General features: G+C 59.5%; 19 protein-coding genes. 6 read left to right on the forward strand and 13 right to left on the reverse strand.

All coding sequences use genetic code 11. The features are described from left to right. Nucleotides 1–78: 78 nt before the first annotated feature. Together IB250_RS11160 and IB250_RS11165 are read left to right on the forward strand one after the other, a co-directional pair. Nucleotides 79–1,491, forward strand: coding sequence for an aspartate aminotransferase family protein (locus tag IB250_RS11160; RefSeq protein ID WP_192344128.1), 1,413 nt, complete (start codon nucleotides 79–81; stop codon nucleotides 1,489–1,491). Between the two features lie 81 nt (nucleotides 1,492–1,572). Then, nucleotides 1,573–1,800 carry an MbtH family protein gene (locus tag IB250_RS11165; protein ID WP_007934245.1) on the forward strand — a complete coding sequence of 76 codons (228 nt, stop codon included), beginning with the start codon at nucleotides 1,573–1,575 and terminating at the stop codon, nucleotides 1,798–1,800. Nucleotides 1,801–2,004: 204 nt separating this feature from the next. On the opposite strand, the gene IB250_RS11170 is transcribed toward IB250_RS11165, so the two are convergent. The 9 genes from IB250_RS11170 to IB250_RS11210 all read right to left on the reverse strand — a co-directional run bounded on the left by IB250_RS11170 (nucleotide 2,005) and on the right by IB250_RS11210 (nucleotide 9,038). After that, complete coding sequence (locus IB250_RS11170) at nucleotides 2,005–2,976, reverse strand: metal ABC transporter substrate-binding protein (protein WP_192344129.1); 972 nt, start codon at nucleotides 2,974–2,976, stop codon at nucleotides 2,005–2,007. After that, nucleotides 2,977–3,876, reverse strand: a complete 900-nt coding sequence (locus tag IB250_RS11175; protein ID WP_192344130.1) for a metal ABC transporter permease — start codon at nucleotides 3,874–3,876, stop codon at nucleotides 2,977–2,979. It lies immediately after the preceding gene. Continuing rightward, nucleotides 3,876–4,625 carry a metal ABC transporter ATP-binding protein gene (locus tag IB250_RS11180; protein WP_192344131.1) on the reverse strand — a complete coding sequence of 250 codons (750 nt, stop codon included), beginning with the start codon at nucleotides 4,623–4,625 and terminating at the stop codon, nucleotides 3,876–3,878. Before IB250_RS11180 ends, IB250_RS11175 begins: the two co-directional genes overlap by 1 nt. Beyond that, nucleotides 4,622–5,551 carry a metal ABC transporter substrate-binding protein gene (locus IB250_RS11185; RefSeq protein ID WP_192344132.1) on the reverse strand — a complete coding sequence of 310 codons (930 nt, stop codon included), beginning with the start codon at nucleotides 5,549–5,551 and terminating at the stop codon, nucleotides 4,622–4,624. Before IB250_RS11185 ends, IB250_RS11180 begins: the two co-directional genes overlap by 4 nt. Nucleotides 5,552–5,586: 35 nt before the next feature. After that, nucleotides 5,587–6,162, reverse strand: a complete 576-nt coding sequence (locus tag IB250_RS11190) for a DUF6162 family protein (RefSeq protein ID WP_192344133.1) — start codon at nucleotides 6,160–6,162, stop codon at nucleotides 5,587–5,589. After that, entirely contained in the window at nucleotides 6,159–6,479 is a 321-nt protein-coding gene (locus IB250_RS11195; RefSeq protein WP_063341052.1) for a hypothetical protein, read from the reverse strand. The genes IB250_RS11190 and IB250_RS11195 overlap by 4 nt, the downstream gene beginning before the upstream one ends. After that, entirely contained in the window at nucleotides 6,476–7,018 is a 543-nt protein-coding gene (locus tag IB250_RS11200) for a thiamine pyrophosphate-binding protein (RefSeq protein WP_192344134.1), read from the reverse strand. Before IB250_RS11200 ends, IB250_RS11195 begins: the two co-directional genes overlap by 4 nt. After that, entirely contained in the window at nucleotides 7,015–8,220 is a 1,206-nt protein-coding gene (locus IB250_RS11205; protein ID WP_192344135.1) for a PepSY-associated TM helix domain-containing protein, read from the reverse strand. Before IB250_RS11205 ends, IB250_RS11200 begins: the two co-directional genes overlap by 4 nt. 359 nt (nucleotides 8,221–8,579) lie before the next feature. Beyond that, nucleotides 8,580–9,038, reverse strand: coding sequence for a VOC family protein (locus IB250_RS11210; RefSeq protein WP_192344136.1), 459 nt, complete (start codon nucleotides 9,036–9,038; stop codon nucleotides 8,580–8,582). A gap of 223 nt (nucleotides 9,039–9,261) precedes the next feature. On the opposite strand from IB250_RS11210, the gene IB250_RS11215 reads away from it, so the two are divergent. The 4 genes from IB250_RS11215 (at nucleotide 9,262) to IB250_RS11230 (ending at nucleotide 13,479) form a co-directional block, all read left to right on the forward strand. After that, the gene (locus IB250_RS11215) at nucleotides 9,262–9,531 is read left to right on the forward strand and encodes a hypothetical protein (protein WP_192344137.1); all 270 of its coding nucleotides are present in this window, start codon (nucleotides 9,262–9,264) and stop codon (nucleotides 9,529–9,531) included. A 97-nt stretch (nucleotides 9,532–9,628) separates the two neighbouring features. Next, nucleotides 9,629–10,243 carry a LysE family translocator gene (locus IB250_RS11220; protein WP_008075565.1) on the forward strand — a complete coding sequence of 205 codons (615 nt, stop codon included), beginning with the start codon at nucleotides 9,629–9,631 and terminating at the stop codon, nucleotides 10,241–10,243. Between the two features lie 205 nt (nucleotides 10,244–10,448). Continuing rightward, nucleotides 10,449–11,615, forward strand: a complete 1,167-nt coding sequence (locus IB250_RS11225; RefSeq protein WP_192344138.1) for a cysteine desulfurase family protein — start codon at nucleotides 10,449–10,451, stop codon at nucleotides 11,613–11,615. 55 nt (nucleotides 11,616–11,670) lie between these two features. Then, nucleotides 11,671–13,479 carry an aminopeptidase P family protein gene (locus IB250_RS11230; RefSeq protein WP_192344139.1) on the forward strand — a complete coding sequence of 603 codons (1,809 nt, stop codon included), beginning with the start codon at nucleotides 11,671–11,673 and terminating at the stop codon, nucleotides 13,477–13,479. 58 nt (nucleotides 13,480–13,537) lie between these two features. On the opposite strand, the gene IB250_RS11235 is transcribed toward IB250_RS11230, so the two are convergent. The 4 genes from IB250_RS11235 to rhtA form a co-directional block, all read right to left on the reverse strand. Further along, the gene (locus IB250_RS11235; RefSeq protein WP_192344140.1) at nucleotides 13,538–14,134 is read right to left on the reverse strand and encodes a 2-hydroxychromene-2-carboxylate isomerase; all 597 of its coding nucleotides are present in this window, start codon (nucleotides 14,132–14,134) and stop codon (nucleotides 13,538–13,540) included. Nucleotides 14,135–14,171: 37 nt separating this feature from the next. Continuing rightward, nucleotides 14,172–14,912 carry an SDR family oxidoreductase gene (locus IB250_RS11240; protein ID WP_192344141.1) on the reverse strand — a complete coding sequence of 247 codons (741 nt, stop codon included), beginning with the start codon at nucleotides 14,910–14,912 and terminating at the stop codon, nucleotides 14,172–14,174. Nucleotides 14,913–15,010: 98 nt separating this feature from the next. Then, nucleotides 15,011–15,292 carry a hypothetical protein gene (locus IB250_RS11245; RefSeq protein WP_192344142.1) on the reverse strand — a complete coding sequence of 94 codons (282 nt, stop codon included), beginning with the start codon at nucleotides 15,290–15,292 and terminating at the stop codon, nucleotides 15,011–15,013. Between the two features lie 168 nt (nucleotides 15,293–15,460). Continuing rightward, the gene (gene rhtA, locus IB250_RS11250; RefSeq protein WP_192344143.1) at nucleotides 15,461–16,348 is read right to left on the reverse strand and encodes a threonine/homoserine exporter RhtA; all 888 of its coding nucleotides are present in this window, start codon (nucleotides 16,346–16,348) and stop codon (nucleotides 15,461–15,463) included. Between the last annotated feature and the right edge of the window lie 597 nt (nucleotides 16,349–16,945).

Consider the following 16,945-nt stretch of genomic DNA (forward strand, 5'->3'; position numbering starts at 1 on the left):
TGCGCCCCGTGACCGGAACGCGCACCTGCCCGGTGTGCAGTTTTGGTCACTATCAACAGCGTATTGAGGGATCGAGAGATGTCAGTCGCTATCAGCCTTATCGAAGATCAGCCTGCCCGGATCGTTCCGACGCCTGCCGAGACGCTTTATCAGTTCAACGAATCGCCATTGCTGGCTCGTCAAAGCCGGCAGGAGTCGAACGCTCGCAGCTATCCGCGGCGCATTCCCCTGGCACTCAAGCGTGCCAAGGGCATTTATGTCGAGGATGTAGAAGGCCGCAGTTTCATTGATTGCCTGGCCGGTGCGGGGACTCTGGCTTTGGGACACAACCACCCGGTGGTGATCGAAGCGATCCAGCAAGTGCTGACCGATGAACTGCCGCTGCACACACTCGACCTCACCACGCCGGTCAAGGATCAGTTTGTTCAGGACCTGTTCGGTCTGTTGCCGCCGGCATTGGCCGCTGAAGCGAAGATTCAGTTCTGCGGCCCCACCGGCACCGATGCGGTAGAAGCCGCGCTGAAACTGGTGCGCATCGCCACCGGACGCAGCACGGTTTTGTCGTTCCAGGGCGCTTATCACGGCATGAGCCAGGGCGCGCTGAGCCTGATGGGCAGTCTGGGGCCGAAGAAACCGTTGGGTGCGTTGCTCAGCAGTGGCGTGCAGTTCATGCCGTATCCCTACGATTACCGTTGCCCGTTCGGGCTCGGCGGCGAGCAGGGGGTGCAGGTCAACCTGAGTTACCTGGAAAACCTGCTGAATGATCCGGAGGCCGGCGTGCAATTGCCCGCTGCGGTGATCGTCGAAGCGGTGCAGGGCGAGGGAGGGGTGATTCCGGCCGATCTCGACTGGCTGCGCGGCTTGCGACGCATCACCGAAAAGGCCGGCGTAGCGCTGATCGTCGATGAAATCCAGAGCGGTTTTGCCCGCACCGGCAAGATGTTCGCCTTCGAGCACGCCGGGATCATTCCGGACGTGGTGGTGATGTCCAAAGCCATCGGCGGCAGCCTGCCGCTGGCGGTGGTGGTCTATCGCGACTGGCTCGACACCTGGCTGCCGGGCGCCCATGCCGGGACCTTCCGCGGTAATCAGATGGCAATGGCCGCAGGGTCTGCGGTGATGCGCTACCTGACAGAGCACAAGGTTTGCGAGCACGCCGCCGCCATGGGCGAACGCTTGAGTGAACACCTGCACATCCTGCAACGGGACTTCCCGCAACTGGGCGATATCCGCGGACGGGGCTTGATGCTGGGCGTTGAGCTGGTCGACCCGACCGGCGCGCCGGACGCTCAAGGGCATCCACCGATATTCGCTCGTCTGGCGCCGTTGGTGCAGCGCGAATGCCTCAAACGCGGATTGATCCTCGAGCTGGGCGGGCGTCACGGCGGTGTCGTGCGTTTCCTGCCACCGTTGGTGATCACAGCAGCAGAAATCGATCGGGTGGCCGACATTTTCGGCAGGGCCATGGCCGCAGCCACCGCCAGCCTTTAAATTTTTTGGTGCCTTGAACGTTCCTTCTACATAACGGCTGCGCACGGCGTGCAGCCCACCCTACAACGATGGAGAGACAGCATGACGTCAGTATTCGACCGCGAGGACATCCTCTTTCAGGTCGTGGTCAACCACGAAGAGCAATACTCGATCTGGCCCGACTACAAAGCCGTGCCACAAGGCTGGCGCACCGTGGGCAAGAGCGGCCTGAAAAAGGAATGCCTGGCCTACATCGAAGAGGTCTGGACCGACATGCGTCCACTGAGCCTGCGCCAGAAAATGGAAGAACAGGCGGCTGTGGCTCACTGAGTCACCGCGCAAAAAGAAGCCCGCTGATCTTATCGGTTCAGCGGGCTTTTTCTTGGTCTGGATTCCGTGTTGCCTGTCAGGCCGCCTTCGCGAGCAAGCCCGCTCCCACAGTGGATTTGTGTCGATCACAGAATCTGCGATCACCACTGCTCAAATGTGGGAGCGGGCTTGCTCGCGAAGAACGATTACACGGTGCAACTGACGTTACGCGCCGTTTAACCCTTTGATCACTAAACCCACATTCCCTTCCAATTCGGCCACCGGGTCCACCGCATCGACACTCAACACCACTAACCGACTACCCGCTTCGGCAATCACTGCTTTCACCGCGTCCGGCGGCTGGCGATGATGCAGCACCACCGCCACATCATTGTTTTTGAGCGTTGCGCCCAATTGCGTCAGCGCCTGCGGCGTCCACTCGGCATCCGGCCGTGCATCCAGGCCGATCAGCTCTAGGTTGAGGCCGCCAATCAGGTAGCCGAAATGATCGCTCAGGCTCATCACACTCAAGTTGTCGGCATTGGCCAAGCGTGATTCGCTGTCAGCGCTAAGCTTGAGCAGGCGCTGTTTGAGTGCTGCCAGGTTGGCGTCTATCTTCGGTTTGGCCGCTGGCGCCAGGCGCACCAGGTCTGCCGCCATCACATCCGCCATCCGGCCCATGTTGTTGCTGGCCAACCAAGGCTGACTGTTCAAGCCGTCGATCTTGCTGCCAGGCTGTACGGCGATGCCGGGCAGGGCGCCATCCACCGGACGGGCGGCGTCGATTTCAATGATGCGGATATTGCTGCGACGGGCGTTCGGGTACAGCGGATCATCCGGCCATAGCGAACGCAGGCCGATGACCGCATCGGCGTCGATCGCCAGCTTATTGAGCGCTTGAGCGCCACGGCCGGTGAAATATGCGGTCTGCCGACTGCCGGGCAGGTTGGCCGGCGCGGCGCGCTCAAGGCTGACATCGGTGCCCTCCAGCAGCAGGGCACCCAGACCGTAGGTCACAGGCAACGCCGCCAGCACCAGCACTTTGTGCGTTGAAGTCGAGGCGAAGAGCGCGGTGTTACCGACACCGTGATTGGCCAACAGACGCATCGGTTCGAAGGTGTCGGTGGCGGATGCGTTGAACGAGGCTGGCCCACACAAGGTCAGCGCCAGGGTCAATTGACGCAGAGAAAAAGACATTTATCCGAGGTTCCCTTTCAGACTTGGAACGATGCCACGAGCAATCGCGGCCAGGGCGAAGGCGATACCGGCCACCAGAATGATCGCGGCACCGGACGGGATAGGCAGGTCAACGACAATCGGCGCGAGAATTCCGCACAGCGTGCTGACCGTGGCGATCAGCACCGAACACCAGAAAAAACCCTTCAGCGACTGACTGAGCAATCGTGCGGCCGCCGCTGGAATCACCAACAGTGCGCCGACCAGAATCGCCCCGATGACTTTCACCGCCGCCACCGTGATCAGGGTCACCAGAATCACGAACAGATAATCCAGAGTCTTCACCGCCACACCGCGTACCGCCGCCAGCTGCGGATTGAAACTGGCGAGCATGATGCGGTTGTACAGCGGCAGGGCCAGCGCCATCACCAGCGAACCAACAATGGCCAACACCAGCAGGTCATTGCCGTTGACTGTCAGCACTGAACCGAACAGCACGTTTTCCAGGATGTGCACATTGATCTTGCCCGCCAGAATCAATAACAGGCTGGCGCCCAACGCCAACGACACAGAAAGGAACACACCGATCAAAGTATCCGGCGCCAGCCCCGTACGGTTGCGTAAATAGTTGAGCAAAATGCCGAACAACAGGCAGTAACCGAACAGGCTGCCATAAGGCCCGGTGTAGGGCTCGCCGAGCAGAATGCCAATGGCCACACCGGTTAGCGCCGCGTGGCCCACGGCTTCGGAGAAGAATGCGAAACGCTTGACCACCACCAGCGTACCCAAACCGCCCAACACCGGGCCGATCAACAGCCCGGCGAGCAGCGCGTTGACCACAAATCCATAGGCCAGCGCTTCCGGCAGGTAACCCGACGAGGCCCAACCCTGGACCATCAAACGAAAGGCTTCGTAACTCATCAGGCAGCGCTCCGGGGATGGGTCGAGAACAAGGTCAGCAGTCGCTCCGGGGTCAGTGCCTGTTTCGGCGTGGCATCGAACAGCACCCGGCGATTGAGCCCGGTGACCCGGTCCGCCAGTCGCCCGACCGCTTCCAGATCATGCTCGATCCACAGCACGGTGATGCCGCTCTGGCGCCAGTCGCCCAGTAGTCGTTCGAACACTTGAATGCCGGCCTCATCGAGGGCCGACATCGGTTCGTCGAGCACCAGCAATTGCGGCGCCGGAATCAGCCCTTGGGCCAACAAAACGCGCTGGCGCTCACCGCCGGACAATGCGCCCATGCGCCGCTTGCGTTTGTCCTGCATGCCGACCCGTTCCAGTGCTTCGCCGATGGCCGCCGCGTAGTGCTTGCTCAACCCGAGAAACGCCGGGCGCCGCTGGCACATGGCGGCCATGAAGTCATCGACAGTCATCGGTAAACCGCGATCGAATTCCAGCGCCTGAGGCACGTAGCCGATGGTCCCCGGTTCGCCAGGCCATTGCAGGCTCAAGCGACCCTGATGCGGCATCTGCCCGAGCAGGGTCTTGATCAGCGAGCTCTTGCCTCCACCGTTGGGGCCGACCAGTGCATGCACGCTGCCGGGCTGGACCTCAAAGGTCACCTTGTCGAGGATCGTCGTGCGACCCAGCGTGAGGCTGACCTCGGCGAAATCCAAGGTCGGCCCCGCTCCCACAGCGGATTCAGTGATGGTTTCTTGAGCCGTCATGCGCCGGACTCCTGAATCGCGCGGACCACGGTATTGAGGTTGCCGGTCATTTCTTTTTCGTACTTGTCGGCGGTGTATTCGCCATAGGAAATGTGCGACAGCGGATACAGCTTCACCCCGGATTCACGCTGGATGGTCTCGACGTAAGTGGACGGGAAATCCATCTCCGAGAAGATCACTTTGACGTCCAGTTCCCGCAGTTGATCGATGGTTTTTTTCAGCTGGCTGGGGCTCGGTTCGATGCCGTGGGCCGGCTCGACCACAGCAGTCACTTCCAGGCCAAACTCGCGCAGCAGATAGTCGTAGGCAGCATGGACGGTGGCCACCCGCAGCTCGGCGTTCGGCGCCTGGGTCAGTTTTGCCAGGGCGTCGGCGCGCATCTGCCGCAGGCGTTTGCCATAGGCGCGGGCGTTTTGTGTATAGGTTTTGGCATTGGCCGGGTCGAGCTTGCCCAGTTCCCGGGCGATGTTGTTGACCTGGGCAATGGAAGCGCTGATCGACAGGAATGTGTGCGGGTTGACCACCTTGCCGGCGCCCCGTGCAGCGACACCGGTGGCGGCCAGCAGGGGCACGTTTTCGTTGGCTTCGATCACCTTGATGTTCGGCGTTTCGCTGGCGGCGATCATGCGGTCGGCGAAGTCGTCATGGCCCACGCCGTTGAGCACGACCACGTCCAGCCCGCTGATGCGTTTGATGTCTTCGGCCCGTGGCTCGTAGGCATGCGGGTTGAAGCCGGCCGGGATCAGCGGCACCACTTCGGCCTTGTCGCCGACGATGTTGGCCACGTAACTGTAATAAGGATGCAGGGTGATGCCGATGCGCAGACGCTTGGCTTCGTCGGCGCTGGCCAAAGGTGTCAGCGAACAGGCAAACAGGCCGATCAGCAGCAGGCGCATAAAGGAATGACGTTGAGATGAACTAGGCATGGGAAAGCGGTCTTCTCTCGGGTGAAGGCGAGGGTTCAATGCCGATGCTGGCGGGTGACGCCGGCATCGAATTGCGCGACGATCTGCTGCCAGCCGGCGCCATTGAGCGCAGCGTCGGTGAGATCGTTCGGAACGGGGAGGGCGCTGCCGCGGTTGAGCCAGATGTCTGGCGCGGAGTCGTCTTCAGCGGTCAAACGCATCAAAAACGAGCCGGCGACGGTTGGGGTCTGGCTCTGGCCGAAATACGCCTTCGCGCCCAGCAACTGCCAGGCATGGCTGCCGCGGCTGACAGAACTGGCATCCTGGGCAAACGGCGCAAAGCCTTCATCGGCGAGGGTGGCGGGTGTGGGCAGTGCTTGCTGTTCCTGACGCAACAGATGAATTTCATCCAGCGTGACCCGCAGGTCGGCGTAAATACCTTGCTCGGAGGCGCTAAGGTCACGACGGGCATCCAGTTGATGGCTGCCAACGCTACTCACCTCCTGAGCCTCGCCGCGCCAAGCGACCACCGAGCCGGCAACCGCCAGGATCATCAGGCACAGCAGCAACACATAGAGGGTTTCATGGCCGGCGCCAGCCGGGCGGACGACGTGCGTGGTTGGTGTAGTCATGGGGCTTGGATGTCCGCTTGGTCGATCTCGACGACGTGGCCGGGACCGGCGTCGAACAGCACGTAGAACTCGGCGCCGGGCTTCTTGAACGTCAGGGTCGAATCGGCGCCGAGTTTGCCCGGCACCAGAATGGTTTCGTCGTAGCCGATCACGTCCAGGGTCACGCCCGGCGCGCCGCTGCCGTCGGAGAAACCGCCGGTGCACTGGATCTGTTCGGCATCGATGGCCTTGCATTCGCACATCGGGTTGTGAGCCAGGGCGCTGGTGCTGAAGGCGGCGCAGAACATCAATAGAACGGGGCGAAAAGCGTTGATCATGGTTTGCCTCCTTGTTTGTTCAGCCAGGCGAGGGTGGCCGGGGATGCCTGGCTCAGGGGGATGGACGCTTGATGCATGGCGCCGTCCCAGCCTTCCATGGTGATCCACAGTTCGGCGTCGGTTTTGGTCTTTTCGGGCACCGGCAGCATCGCGCCCATGCGGTATGGTGTACCGAAGAAAATCACCCCGGCGGCGCGCAGGCTGCGGGGTTTGCCGATGCGCAGGTAAGTCGCCTTGACCTCATCGCGACAGCGTTCGCACAGCGCTGCGTTGAAGCCTTTCATGTAGCCGGCGGGGCCGGTCAACAGGGGCGCTTCGTTGCGCAGTTCGGCCAGTTGCAGGCTCCAGGGGCCGACCTGGATTTCGCCGATTTCCCGCTCCCCCAGTCCGCTGTCACCGCGAAACAGCGAGGCGTCGGCAAAGTATTTGGGCATGAAGCCCAAAGGGATCAGCAGCAAGAAAATGTTGATGTGGAAGCGCCATTTGCGCCAAAGAAGGCTCGCACGCGAAGGCTGCGGTGCAGTGATCGTCTTGCTCACAGGTTGCCCTCCGGAGTCTGGCGGTTCATGACCGTTTGCGGTCTCGACACCGGGCGCGGCGCCTTGTTGCTGCGCTTGAACGCATTGGCGGTGGCCAGGGCGGTGCGTTTGGTCCAGATCAGCAAGCCGCTGAGCACCATCATGCTCAGCAGCAAACCGAAGAAGAACCAGATCAGCTTGATCCAGATCCCGCCAAAGTCACCGGTGTGCAACGGACGCATCGACTCGGTCACGAATTCCAGGCTGGAGCGATCGGACAGCAGCCGTGTGCTGGCAATATCGCCGTTGTACGGGTTGACCTCGGCCGTTTGGTACATCAGGGGATACCAGCTACGACCGCCCACGGACAGATGGCTGTAAGCGTTGCTCGGCAGGGTGACGAAACTGGCGTCAAGTCCAGGGATTTGCTCCTGAGCGACCTTGATCGCCTGTTCCAGGCTGATCATCGGGGCCGGCTTGCCGGTGGTGGTCAACGGCACGCTTTCACGCGAGACGACCGACACCACCGGTTCCGTGGTAATCGAAATCTGGTTGTCGAACAGAATCGCCTTGATCAGGAACCAGACACCGGTGATCGAGATCACCGCAATGAACCAGATCGACCAGATGCCGCTGAGCCGATGAAAGTCGCCCCAGAAAATCCGCGCGCCATGGCGAATGCGCAGGGTCGGTCGAAAGAAGCCTTTCCAGAACCGTTTGTAGACCACCAACCCGGTCACCAGCGACGCCAGCATCGGCAGCCCGAGGAACGACACCAGATACCAGCCCCAGCTGTAGCCGTTGGTGAACGGCACCAGCCACCAGCCATGCAGTGCGCGGGTGAATGCCTTGAAATTGAATTGTGGAGCGGTGCCCTGAATCACCCCGCTATAGGGGTTCACATAGACCGTCACCGAGCGGCCGTCCGGGTAACTGACGTCCACGTCGAGGGCGAAATGCGACTCGTCGGGGCGACTGATGCCCTGGACCAGCGTCTGGGGTTCGGCCTGTTTGATGGCGGCGACAATCTGGTCATAGTTGAGCAGCGGCGCGTCGTCTGAAGGCGCGCTGGCGCGCATTTGCGGGTTGGCCAGCCAGACGATTTCCTGACTGACCACCGCCAGCGTGCCGGTCACACAGACGATCAATACAAAAAACCAGATGGGCAGCGCCAGCCAGCTATGGACCAGAAACCAGAGTTTTGAGCGGGATTTCTTCGACATGATTAAAGGTCTTGTTTCGATGAGAGGACTACTGCTGTGGGCTTCCCAGCGGTGCGGTCCATGAAAAGTCCGGCCGTGGCTTTTGCCTACGCGACCGACTGCATCTAAATAAGACGTATGAGCATCGGAAATCCCGAAAGGGGATATGAAAGTAAATGTTTCGTGTTGCTGGCTGGACGGGGGGCGGGTTTATTTGCGAAAAGGTCTGACAGTCAAATTGGATGTTGAAGGTGATGGCCTCTTCGCGAGCAAGCCCGCTCCCACATTGGATTGGTGTCGAACACACATTATGTGTACGCAGCCGATCAACTGTGGGAGCGGGCTTGCTCGCGAAGAGGCCCGAACATTCACTGGAAAACTCAACCCTGCTTAAACATCTCCTTCGCCCGCTGTTCGATCTGCTCCTGAGTCAGATCCTCCTTGCGCGTGGCCAGAAACCATAGATGCCCGTAGGGATCTTTCAAAGTCCCCGAACGGTCGCCATAAAACTGATCCTTGACCTCGGACACCTGCGTGGCACCGGCATCGATGGCCTGTTTAAAGGACTTGTCCACATCGTTCACATACAGATGCAGCCCCACGGACGGCGACTTGTCCGGGTTGCTCAATGGGCCCTGGTCGCAGGGTGTGCCAAGCATGATCGGGCAGTCACCAATACGCAGCTCAGCGTGCCCGATGCCGCCATCGGGCATGGCCAGGCGCATGACTTCGGTGGCGCCAAAGGCCTTCTTGTAGAAGTCGATGGCTTCGGCAGCTTTCTGAATGCCTAGATAAGGGGTGATGCTGTGATAACCCTCTGGAATAGGTTTTACGCTCATGACGGTTCTCCTTTTGTTGTGGGGTTAAGGTGTTCCTTCGCCGATTTCCGGTCGAATAACTATAGGTCAGCCCTTTTCCCGCAACCGAGTGCCCGACGAGCAGTTGCCGAAGGCTGCGATCTTTTGATCCGATACCCACTATCGAGAGCGTTGATTTCTACCCTTCGAGCGGCACGGGTAGCCTGTGTTCATTGACCAAAACACAGATCTGCGGACGCCCGAAATGAAATCTCTGCTCGCCACTTTGTTGCTGCTCGCCATCTCCGTTCTCGCCGGATGTGCCAGCCATGTTTCACCGGAATTGAGGCCCTACACCGCTGAAGAAACCCGGGAACTGGCACTGGAGGCGCTGAATCGTCGTGGCTTGTCCTTCGACGAGTACCATGCGAAGAAAGCCGAATTGCTCGGCCAGCCGGCAAAATCGTTCAGTTTCGACAAACAAGGCGAGATGAACGCCGAACGCGCAGTACAGCTGCACGGCCGCCAAAGCTGAGTGACAACTGTACTGCTCGAACTTTCACGCAACTGTCCATGGGTTTCCCTCAAGGCGTGCGATAGGGTCAATACCTGACCCTGATGGACTGCCACCCATGACACTCTCGCTCGACCTGCTGCTGGGCTTTGCCCTGTTTGCCCTTGTCACCTCGATCACCCCCGGTCCGAACAACACCATGTTGCTGGCCTCTGGCGTGAATTTCGGCTTTCAGCGCACCATTCCCCACATGCTGGGCATCACTTGTGGCTTCTTCGTCCTGGTGGTCGCTGTCGGTTTCGGCCTGGGCACGGTGTTTCAAACCTATCCAATGCTTTACACCGTGTTGCGCTATGTCGGCGCGGCGTATTTGCTGTACCTGGCGTGGAAGATTGCTCATTCCGGGCCGGTAGCCGAGGGTGAACAGGGTGAGGGCAGGCCGATCAGTTATTTGGGGGCGGCAGCGTTTCAATGGGTCAACCCCAAGGCCTGGATCATGGCCATCGGTGCCATCAGCACCTACACGCCGATGCAGGGCTATTTCACCAATGTGATTGTGATTGCCGCGGTCTTCGCCTTGATCAACCTGCCAAGCGTCGGGGTGTGGGCCGGTTGCGGCACGCTGTTGCGCAATGTGCTGCGCGATCGCCGCTGGTTGCGGCTGTTCAACTGGGGTATGGCCTTATTGTTGGTGGCTTCGATGTATCCGTTATTGCTCGAAAGTTTTAGCTGACGCATTGCTTCATCCGGTGGCCCGATGCCTGTTAAGCTCGACTTCAGGAGCGTTCCTACGCACTTTTAAATGAAGTTGTTCTTCTTTAATGGCCTGCGATCAGGTATTGCTGTCGTTCTGAAAATTCGGCGTCGCTCATGAGGCGGCGCTTTGACATTTCCAGTGATGAGCTTCCTGATCCCGGAACACGCTCTGCGAGTCTTTTATGAATAAACGTCCGTTGTATTTCGACTACGCCGCCACCACGCCGGTGGATGAGCGGGTCATCAAGGTCATGGTCGAGTGTCTGGGTTTCACCGGTAACTTCGGCAATCCTGCGTCCAGTTCCCACGCCTTCGGCCAACAGGCCCGGCAATCGGTCGAGCAAGCACGGCGCCAGGTGGCCGAATTGGTGGGCGCCCTGGCGGAACAGATCGTCTGGACCTCCGGCGCCACCGAATCCAACAACCTTGCCCTCAAGGGCGTGGCCCAGGCCCGCGGTGTTTCCGGCGGCCACATCATCACCAGCCAGATCGAACACAAAGCGATTCTCGACACTGCAAAACAGTTGCAGGACGCAGGCGTTGCGGTGACGTATCTGGTACCCGATGCCGATGGCCTGATTACTCCACAAGCGGTCAGCGAAGCGATGCGTGAGGACACCTTTCTGGTGTCGTTGATGCTGGTCAATAACGAACTGGGCACCCTCAACGACATCCCGGCCATCGGCCAGGTGGTGCGTGATCGCGATGCGTTATTCCACGTTGATGCGGCTCAGGGCGCGGGCAAAGTGGCGATCGATCTGGCCCGGTGGCCGGTGGATTTGATGTCGTTCTCGGCGCACAAGGTCTACGGTCCCAAAGGCATCGGCGCGCTGTATGTCGGTCCTCGTGCTCAGCAGCGTCTGCAGGCGCAGATCCACGGCGGCGGTCACGAGGGCGGGTTGCGTTCCGGCACGCTGGCGACGCACCAGATTGCCGCAATGGGGGCAGCCTTCGCGTTGGCGGCGCAATTGTTCGATGAGGAGAAAACCACCATCGCGCGTCTGCGTGAACGCTTGCTCGAACCGCTGCTGAGCATTCCCGGGGTCCGCCTCAATGGCAGCCCGACCCAGCGCATTCCCCATACCCTGAGCCTGACTTTCAACGAAGGCGAGTTCAGTTCCGCGGCGTTGAGCACCTCGATCGCATTTTCCGCGACCTCGGCCTGTAATTCCGCCAGCAATGCGCCGTCCCATGTGCTGCTGGCCCTGGGGCATGACGCACGCTCGGCCAGTCGCACCATTCGCTTGAGCCTGGGGCGTTTCACCACCGAACAGGATATCGATCAAGCGGTACACCTGATTAAAGCAACTTGCGCCAGTGCTCCGGCATTCTGGGCGACAGGTCCTTAAGCGCCGACTCCGATCGGCACCGAATAATAATGATGAGTGGTTAGCAGGAGACACGATGAGTACACAGCCTTTGACCAATGGATTGGTACCCCAGCGCCTGGCGCAAACCCGCGAGCTGATGAGCCGGGAGGGCATTCATGCTCTGCTGGTGCCGTCAGCCGACCCGCACCTGTCGGAATACCTGCCGGGCTATTGGCAGGGACGGCAGTGGCTGTCGGGTTTCCATGGCTCGGTGGGCACGCTGATCGTTACGCCGGATTTTGCCGGTGTCTGGGCCGACAGCCGCTATTGGGAACAAGCGAGCAAGGAGCTCAAGGGCAGCGGCATCGAACTGGTCAAGCTGCAACCGGGTCAACCCGGCCCGCTCGATTGGCTGGCCGAGCAAACCCCAGAAGGCGGTGTCGTTGCAGTCGATGGCGCGGTAATGGCCGTGGCCTCCGCGCGTACTTTAAGCAGCAAACTCGAAGAGCGCGGCGCACGTCTGCGCACGGACATCGATCTGCTGAATGAAGTCTGGAGTGATCGTCCAAGTCTGCCGAATGAGCCGATCTATCAACACTTGCCGCCTCAGGCGACGGTCAGCCGTGGCGAAAAACTCGCCAAACTGCGTGAGGTGCTGAAAGAGCGCGGTGCCGACTGGCACTTCATCGCCACCCTCGATGACATCGCCTGGCTGTTCAACCTGCGCGGCGGCGATGTGTCGTTCAATCCAGTGTTCGTGTCCTTCGCCCTGATCAGCCAGCAGCAGGCCACCTTGTTCGTCGCCCTGAGCAAAGTGAGCGCCGAGCTGCGCGCCATTCTTGAACAGGACGGCGTGACCCTGCGCGATTACAGCGAAGTAACCGCCGCCTTGCGCGCCGTGCCGAGCGGCGAGAGCCTGCAAGTCGATCCGGCGCGGGTCACGGCCGGTCTGCTGGATAACCTGAGCAGCGGCGTGAAACTGCTCGAAGGCCTGAACCCCACCACTCTGGCCAAGTCGCAGAAAAGCCTGGCCGATGCCGAACACATTCGTCGAGCCATGGAGCAGGACGGCGCGGCGCTGTGCGAATTCTTCGCCTGGCTGGAAGCGGCTTGGGGGCGTGAGCGCATCACCGAACTGACCATCGACGAACACTTGACCGCGGCGCGTACCCGACGTCCGGATTACGTGTCGCTGAGCTTCAACACCATTGCCGCGTTCAACGCCAACGGAGCGATGCCGCACTACCACGCCACCGAAGAAGAACACGCGGTAATTGAGGGTGACGGCCTGTTGCTGATCGACTCCGGCGGCCAATACCTGGGCGGTACCACCGACATCACCCGAATGGTGCCGGTGGGGACGCCGACTGACGAGCAGAAGCGCGATTGCACCCGCGTACTCAAAGGCGTGATTGCGCTCTCCCGTGCACAGTTTCCACGAGGCATTCTGTCGCCGTTGCTGGACGCTATTGCCCGCGCGCCGATCTGGGCCGAAAGCGTCGACTACGGCCACGGCACCGGTCACGGCGTCGGCTATTTCCTCAATGTTCACGAAGGTCCGCAAGTCATCGCCTATCAGGCCGCGGCGGCACCGCAAACAGCGATGCAGCCAGGCATGATCACCTCCATCGAACCGGGTACTTACCGTCCGGGTCGCTGGGGGGTGCGGATCGAGAATCTGGTATTGAATCGTGAAGCAGGCAAGAGCGAATTCGGGGAGTTCCTGAAATTCGAAACCCTGACTCTGTGCCCGATCGACACCCGTTGCCTGGAACCGTCGCTGCTGACTGAAGACGAAAAGCAGTGGTTCAACGGTTATCACGCCGAAGTGCGTGAGCGCTTGAGTCCATTGCTCGATGGCGCGACCCTTGAGTGGTTGAACACCCGAACCGCGGCTATTTGAGCGGTTTGAGTCCAGGCGCTGTTTCCAGCGCCTGGCTCAGGTCATAGGCAGGCGCTGGTTATTGCGCACGCAGGGCTTCAAGAACGAAGTCCAGCCGATCCTGGCCGAAGAACAACTGATCACCGACAAACATGCTCGGCGCACCGAATACACCGCGTTGCACCGCTTCCTCAGTGTTTTCCTTGAGGGCGGCTTTGACGGTTTCATCGGCGGTCATTGCCAGCACCTCGTTTGGATCGAAACCGTTTTGCGTCAGCACGGCGGCAACAGTCGCAGGATCATCGAGGCTGCATCCCTCAACCCAAAGGGCGTGAAACAGGCAATCGATAAACGCCTGAAAGCGTTCGGGGTGGCGTAGTTGCATACCTGTGACAGCGCGCATCAGCATCAGGGTATTGATCGGGAAGTTCGGGTTGAACTTCAGCTGTACGCCATAACGTTTGGCATAGCGGTCCAGGTCCTGAAACATGTAGCGACCCTTGGCCGGTACGTTGATGGGGGAAGCATTGCCAGTAGCTTTGAAGACGCCACCCAGCAGCATCGGTCTGTAGATCAGCTGACTATCGGTCTGTTTGCAGATCTTTGGCAGTTGGGTATGGGCCAGGTAAGTGGCGGGGCTGCCGAGGTCGAAAAAGAACTCCACGGTTTTGCTCATGGTCGATGTGCTCTTCTTGTTGTTGTAGGTGGAGGGCTTACCAGCGTTCGTTCCAGGGGCGCAGATCCAGCTCGAAGGTCCAGGCGTCCCGTGGCTGGCTGTGCAGGTACCAATAGTTGTCGGCGATGTGCTCGGGATTGAGGATGCCGTCCTGATCCTTGGTTGCGTATTTTTCCGGAAAGTTATCGCGGATAAAATCGGTATCGATGGCGCCATCCACTACGACGTGGGCGACGTGGATGTTCATTGGTCCCAGTTCGCGGGCCATGCTTTGCGCCAAGGCGCGAATCCCGTGCTTGGCCCCGGCGAAGGCGGCGAAACCCGCGGCGCCGCGCAAGCCAGCAGTGGCGCCTGTGAACAGGATCGTGCCCCGTTGGCGGGTGACCATGCGTTTGGCCACTTCACGGGCGTTGAGAAACCCTGAGAAACAGGCCATTTCCCAAATCTTGAAATACTTGCGGGCGGTTTCTTCGAGGATGCTGCACGGCACATTGGCGCCGATATTGAAGACGAACGCTTCGATGGGGCCGAGCTCGGTTTCGATCTGCTCGATGAGCGCTATCACGTCTTCTTCATTACGCGCATCACAGGCAAAACCGTGGGCCTTGCCGCCACTGGCGGTGATGGACTCTACCAATGGCTGGAGTTTGTCTGCGCTGCGACGTGTGACGCAGGCGATATACCCTTCACGGGCAAAACGTTTGGCGATGGCGCCGCCGGTGGCATCGCCCGCGCCGACGACCAGTACGATCTTCTTGTTATTGATAGCGGTGGTCATGGATATCGCCCTTTGCTGAACGGTCATTGACTGACAAACGTTAGCAGCATCGGAGCGAAGCGCCTATCGGGCTATGCAAGCCCGATAGGAGGGGAGGGTTACTTGCAGATGACGATCATGCTGCGGCTGGTATAGCCGGCAGGATTGAGGCCGAAGGGATAGTCACCGGGTTCTTCCACCGCATCCCCTGACTTGGCGATGACCTTGTAACCCTTGGGCGCGCACGAATTGGCGGCGCTGGTGTAGCACTTGTCCCACGAGGACGAGAGCCCCGAACAATTGATATGCAGTCCTTTCTTGCCGTGTTTCGTCTGGGGTTTCGAGGTCGCTGCGCAGCCCGCAATTGCAAGTACGGCGATCAGTATCAAAATTCGTTTCATTGCTGTCCTTAATAGCGGCCCCGGATCTGTGCCTGGGTCTGCCTGCATTCGCTTTTGCTTGAAGCGTTCTGATATCCCTATCTGAAAAAATCCATGTCTGACACTGAGTTACGTAGCCCAAACATGGCCTAATTGGGCGGTAAATACCAGACGTTCGTCAATCTTGTTTCAATCTGCTGCGACCACAGGCTTGGCGCTACTCCCCATGGTCATGGTCGCGCCGACGGAAGCCAGAATGATGCACAGGATAGCCAACCACTGTGACAGGGAAAGGTATTCCTGGAGAAACAACAGGCCGGACAGCGCACCGATCGCAGGTTCGATGCTCATCAATGTACCGAAGGTCCGGGCTGGTATCCGTGTGAGGGCGACCATCTCCAGGGTGTAGGGCAGGGCGGTGGACAAAATGGCGACCCCGATGGCCACGGGAATCAACGAGGGTGTCAGTAGCGCAGCGCCAGCGTGGACAATACCAATGGGAGCTACGAACAGGGCGGCAATCATCACGCCCAACGCAGCGGTCTGCACCCCATTATCAGCGCCAGCCTTCTGGCCGAACAGAATGTACAGCGCCCAGCAGACACCAGCACCGAGGGCATAACCTGCGCCGACCAGATCGATGCCCGTGCTCGTGGCGCCTGTCGGAATCAATAGCAGTAAACCCAGGGCTGCCAGAGCGATCCACAGAAAGTCGATCGCTCGACGTGAGGCGTAAATAGCGACTGCCAATGGGCCGGTGAACTCCAGGGCTACGGCGATACCCAAGGGGACAGTGCGCAAGGACATATAGAAGAGGAAGTTCATGCCGCCCAACGCCATCCCGTAGACGATAACGGTGCGCAGGGATTTCGCAGTGAGCTTCGCTCGCCATGGGCGCAATATCAGCAGCATGATCACACTGGCAAAGATCAGTCGCAGGGTGGTCGTTCCTTGAGCACCGATAACCGGGAACATGCTTTTGGCCAGAGAGGCTCCGGACTGGATCGATGCCATGGCTATCAAGAGCAGGCCAACCGAGAATAGGGTCGAGGCAAGACTGCGGGGGTGGTCATTCATTGCGTGGCATCGTCCGAAGTGGCAAGCGAGAGTATTGTTGTATGTGTTGGGCAATATACTGCGCATTCGTTGCGGGCGCGTCTATATATAAGCAGGGTTTTTGAACATCCTGATAGAAAAACCAAATCAGGGGTTGACGGCAGATTCTGGACGTCTATAATTCGCCCCACTTCCGGCGCAGTCGAAACGGAAAACTCCTTGATAAACAATGAGTTATGCAGTTTTCGGCAGCGGTTACGCTTCAGTTCATCGAAGCCAGAAGGAGTTGAAAGAGCGGTGTTGTTTGGCTCTTTTGACGGTTCGATCTTATCGGTCGAAAGCGGAGAAAAAGAGGTGTTGACAGCAGCGAGTAACGCTGTAGAATTCGCCTCCCGCTAACGAGAGATCGGAAGCGCAAGTGGTTGAAGTTGTTGAAGATTCCCAAGCGAAACTTTGAAAACTTCTGAAAATAACCGCTTGACAGTAACAGGGGCTGCTGTAGAATGCGCGCCTCGGTTGAGACGAAAGATCTTAACCAACCGCTCTTTAACAACTGAATCAAGCAATTCGTGTGGGTGCTTGTGGAGTCAGACTGATAGTCAACAAGATTATCAGCAT

Origin of the sequence: Pseudomonas sp. PDM09 (genome assembly GCF_014852305.1) — a bacterium.
GTDB lineage: Bacteria > Pseudomonadota > Gammaproteobacteria > Pseudomonadales > Pseudomonadaceae > Aquipseudomonas.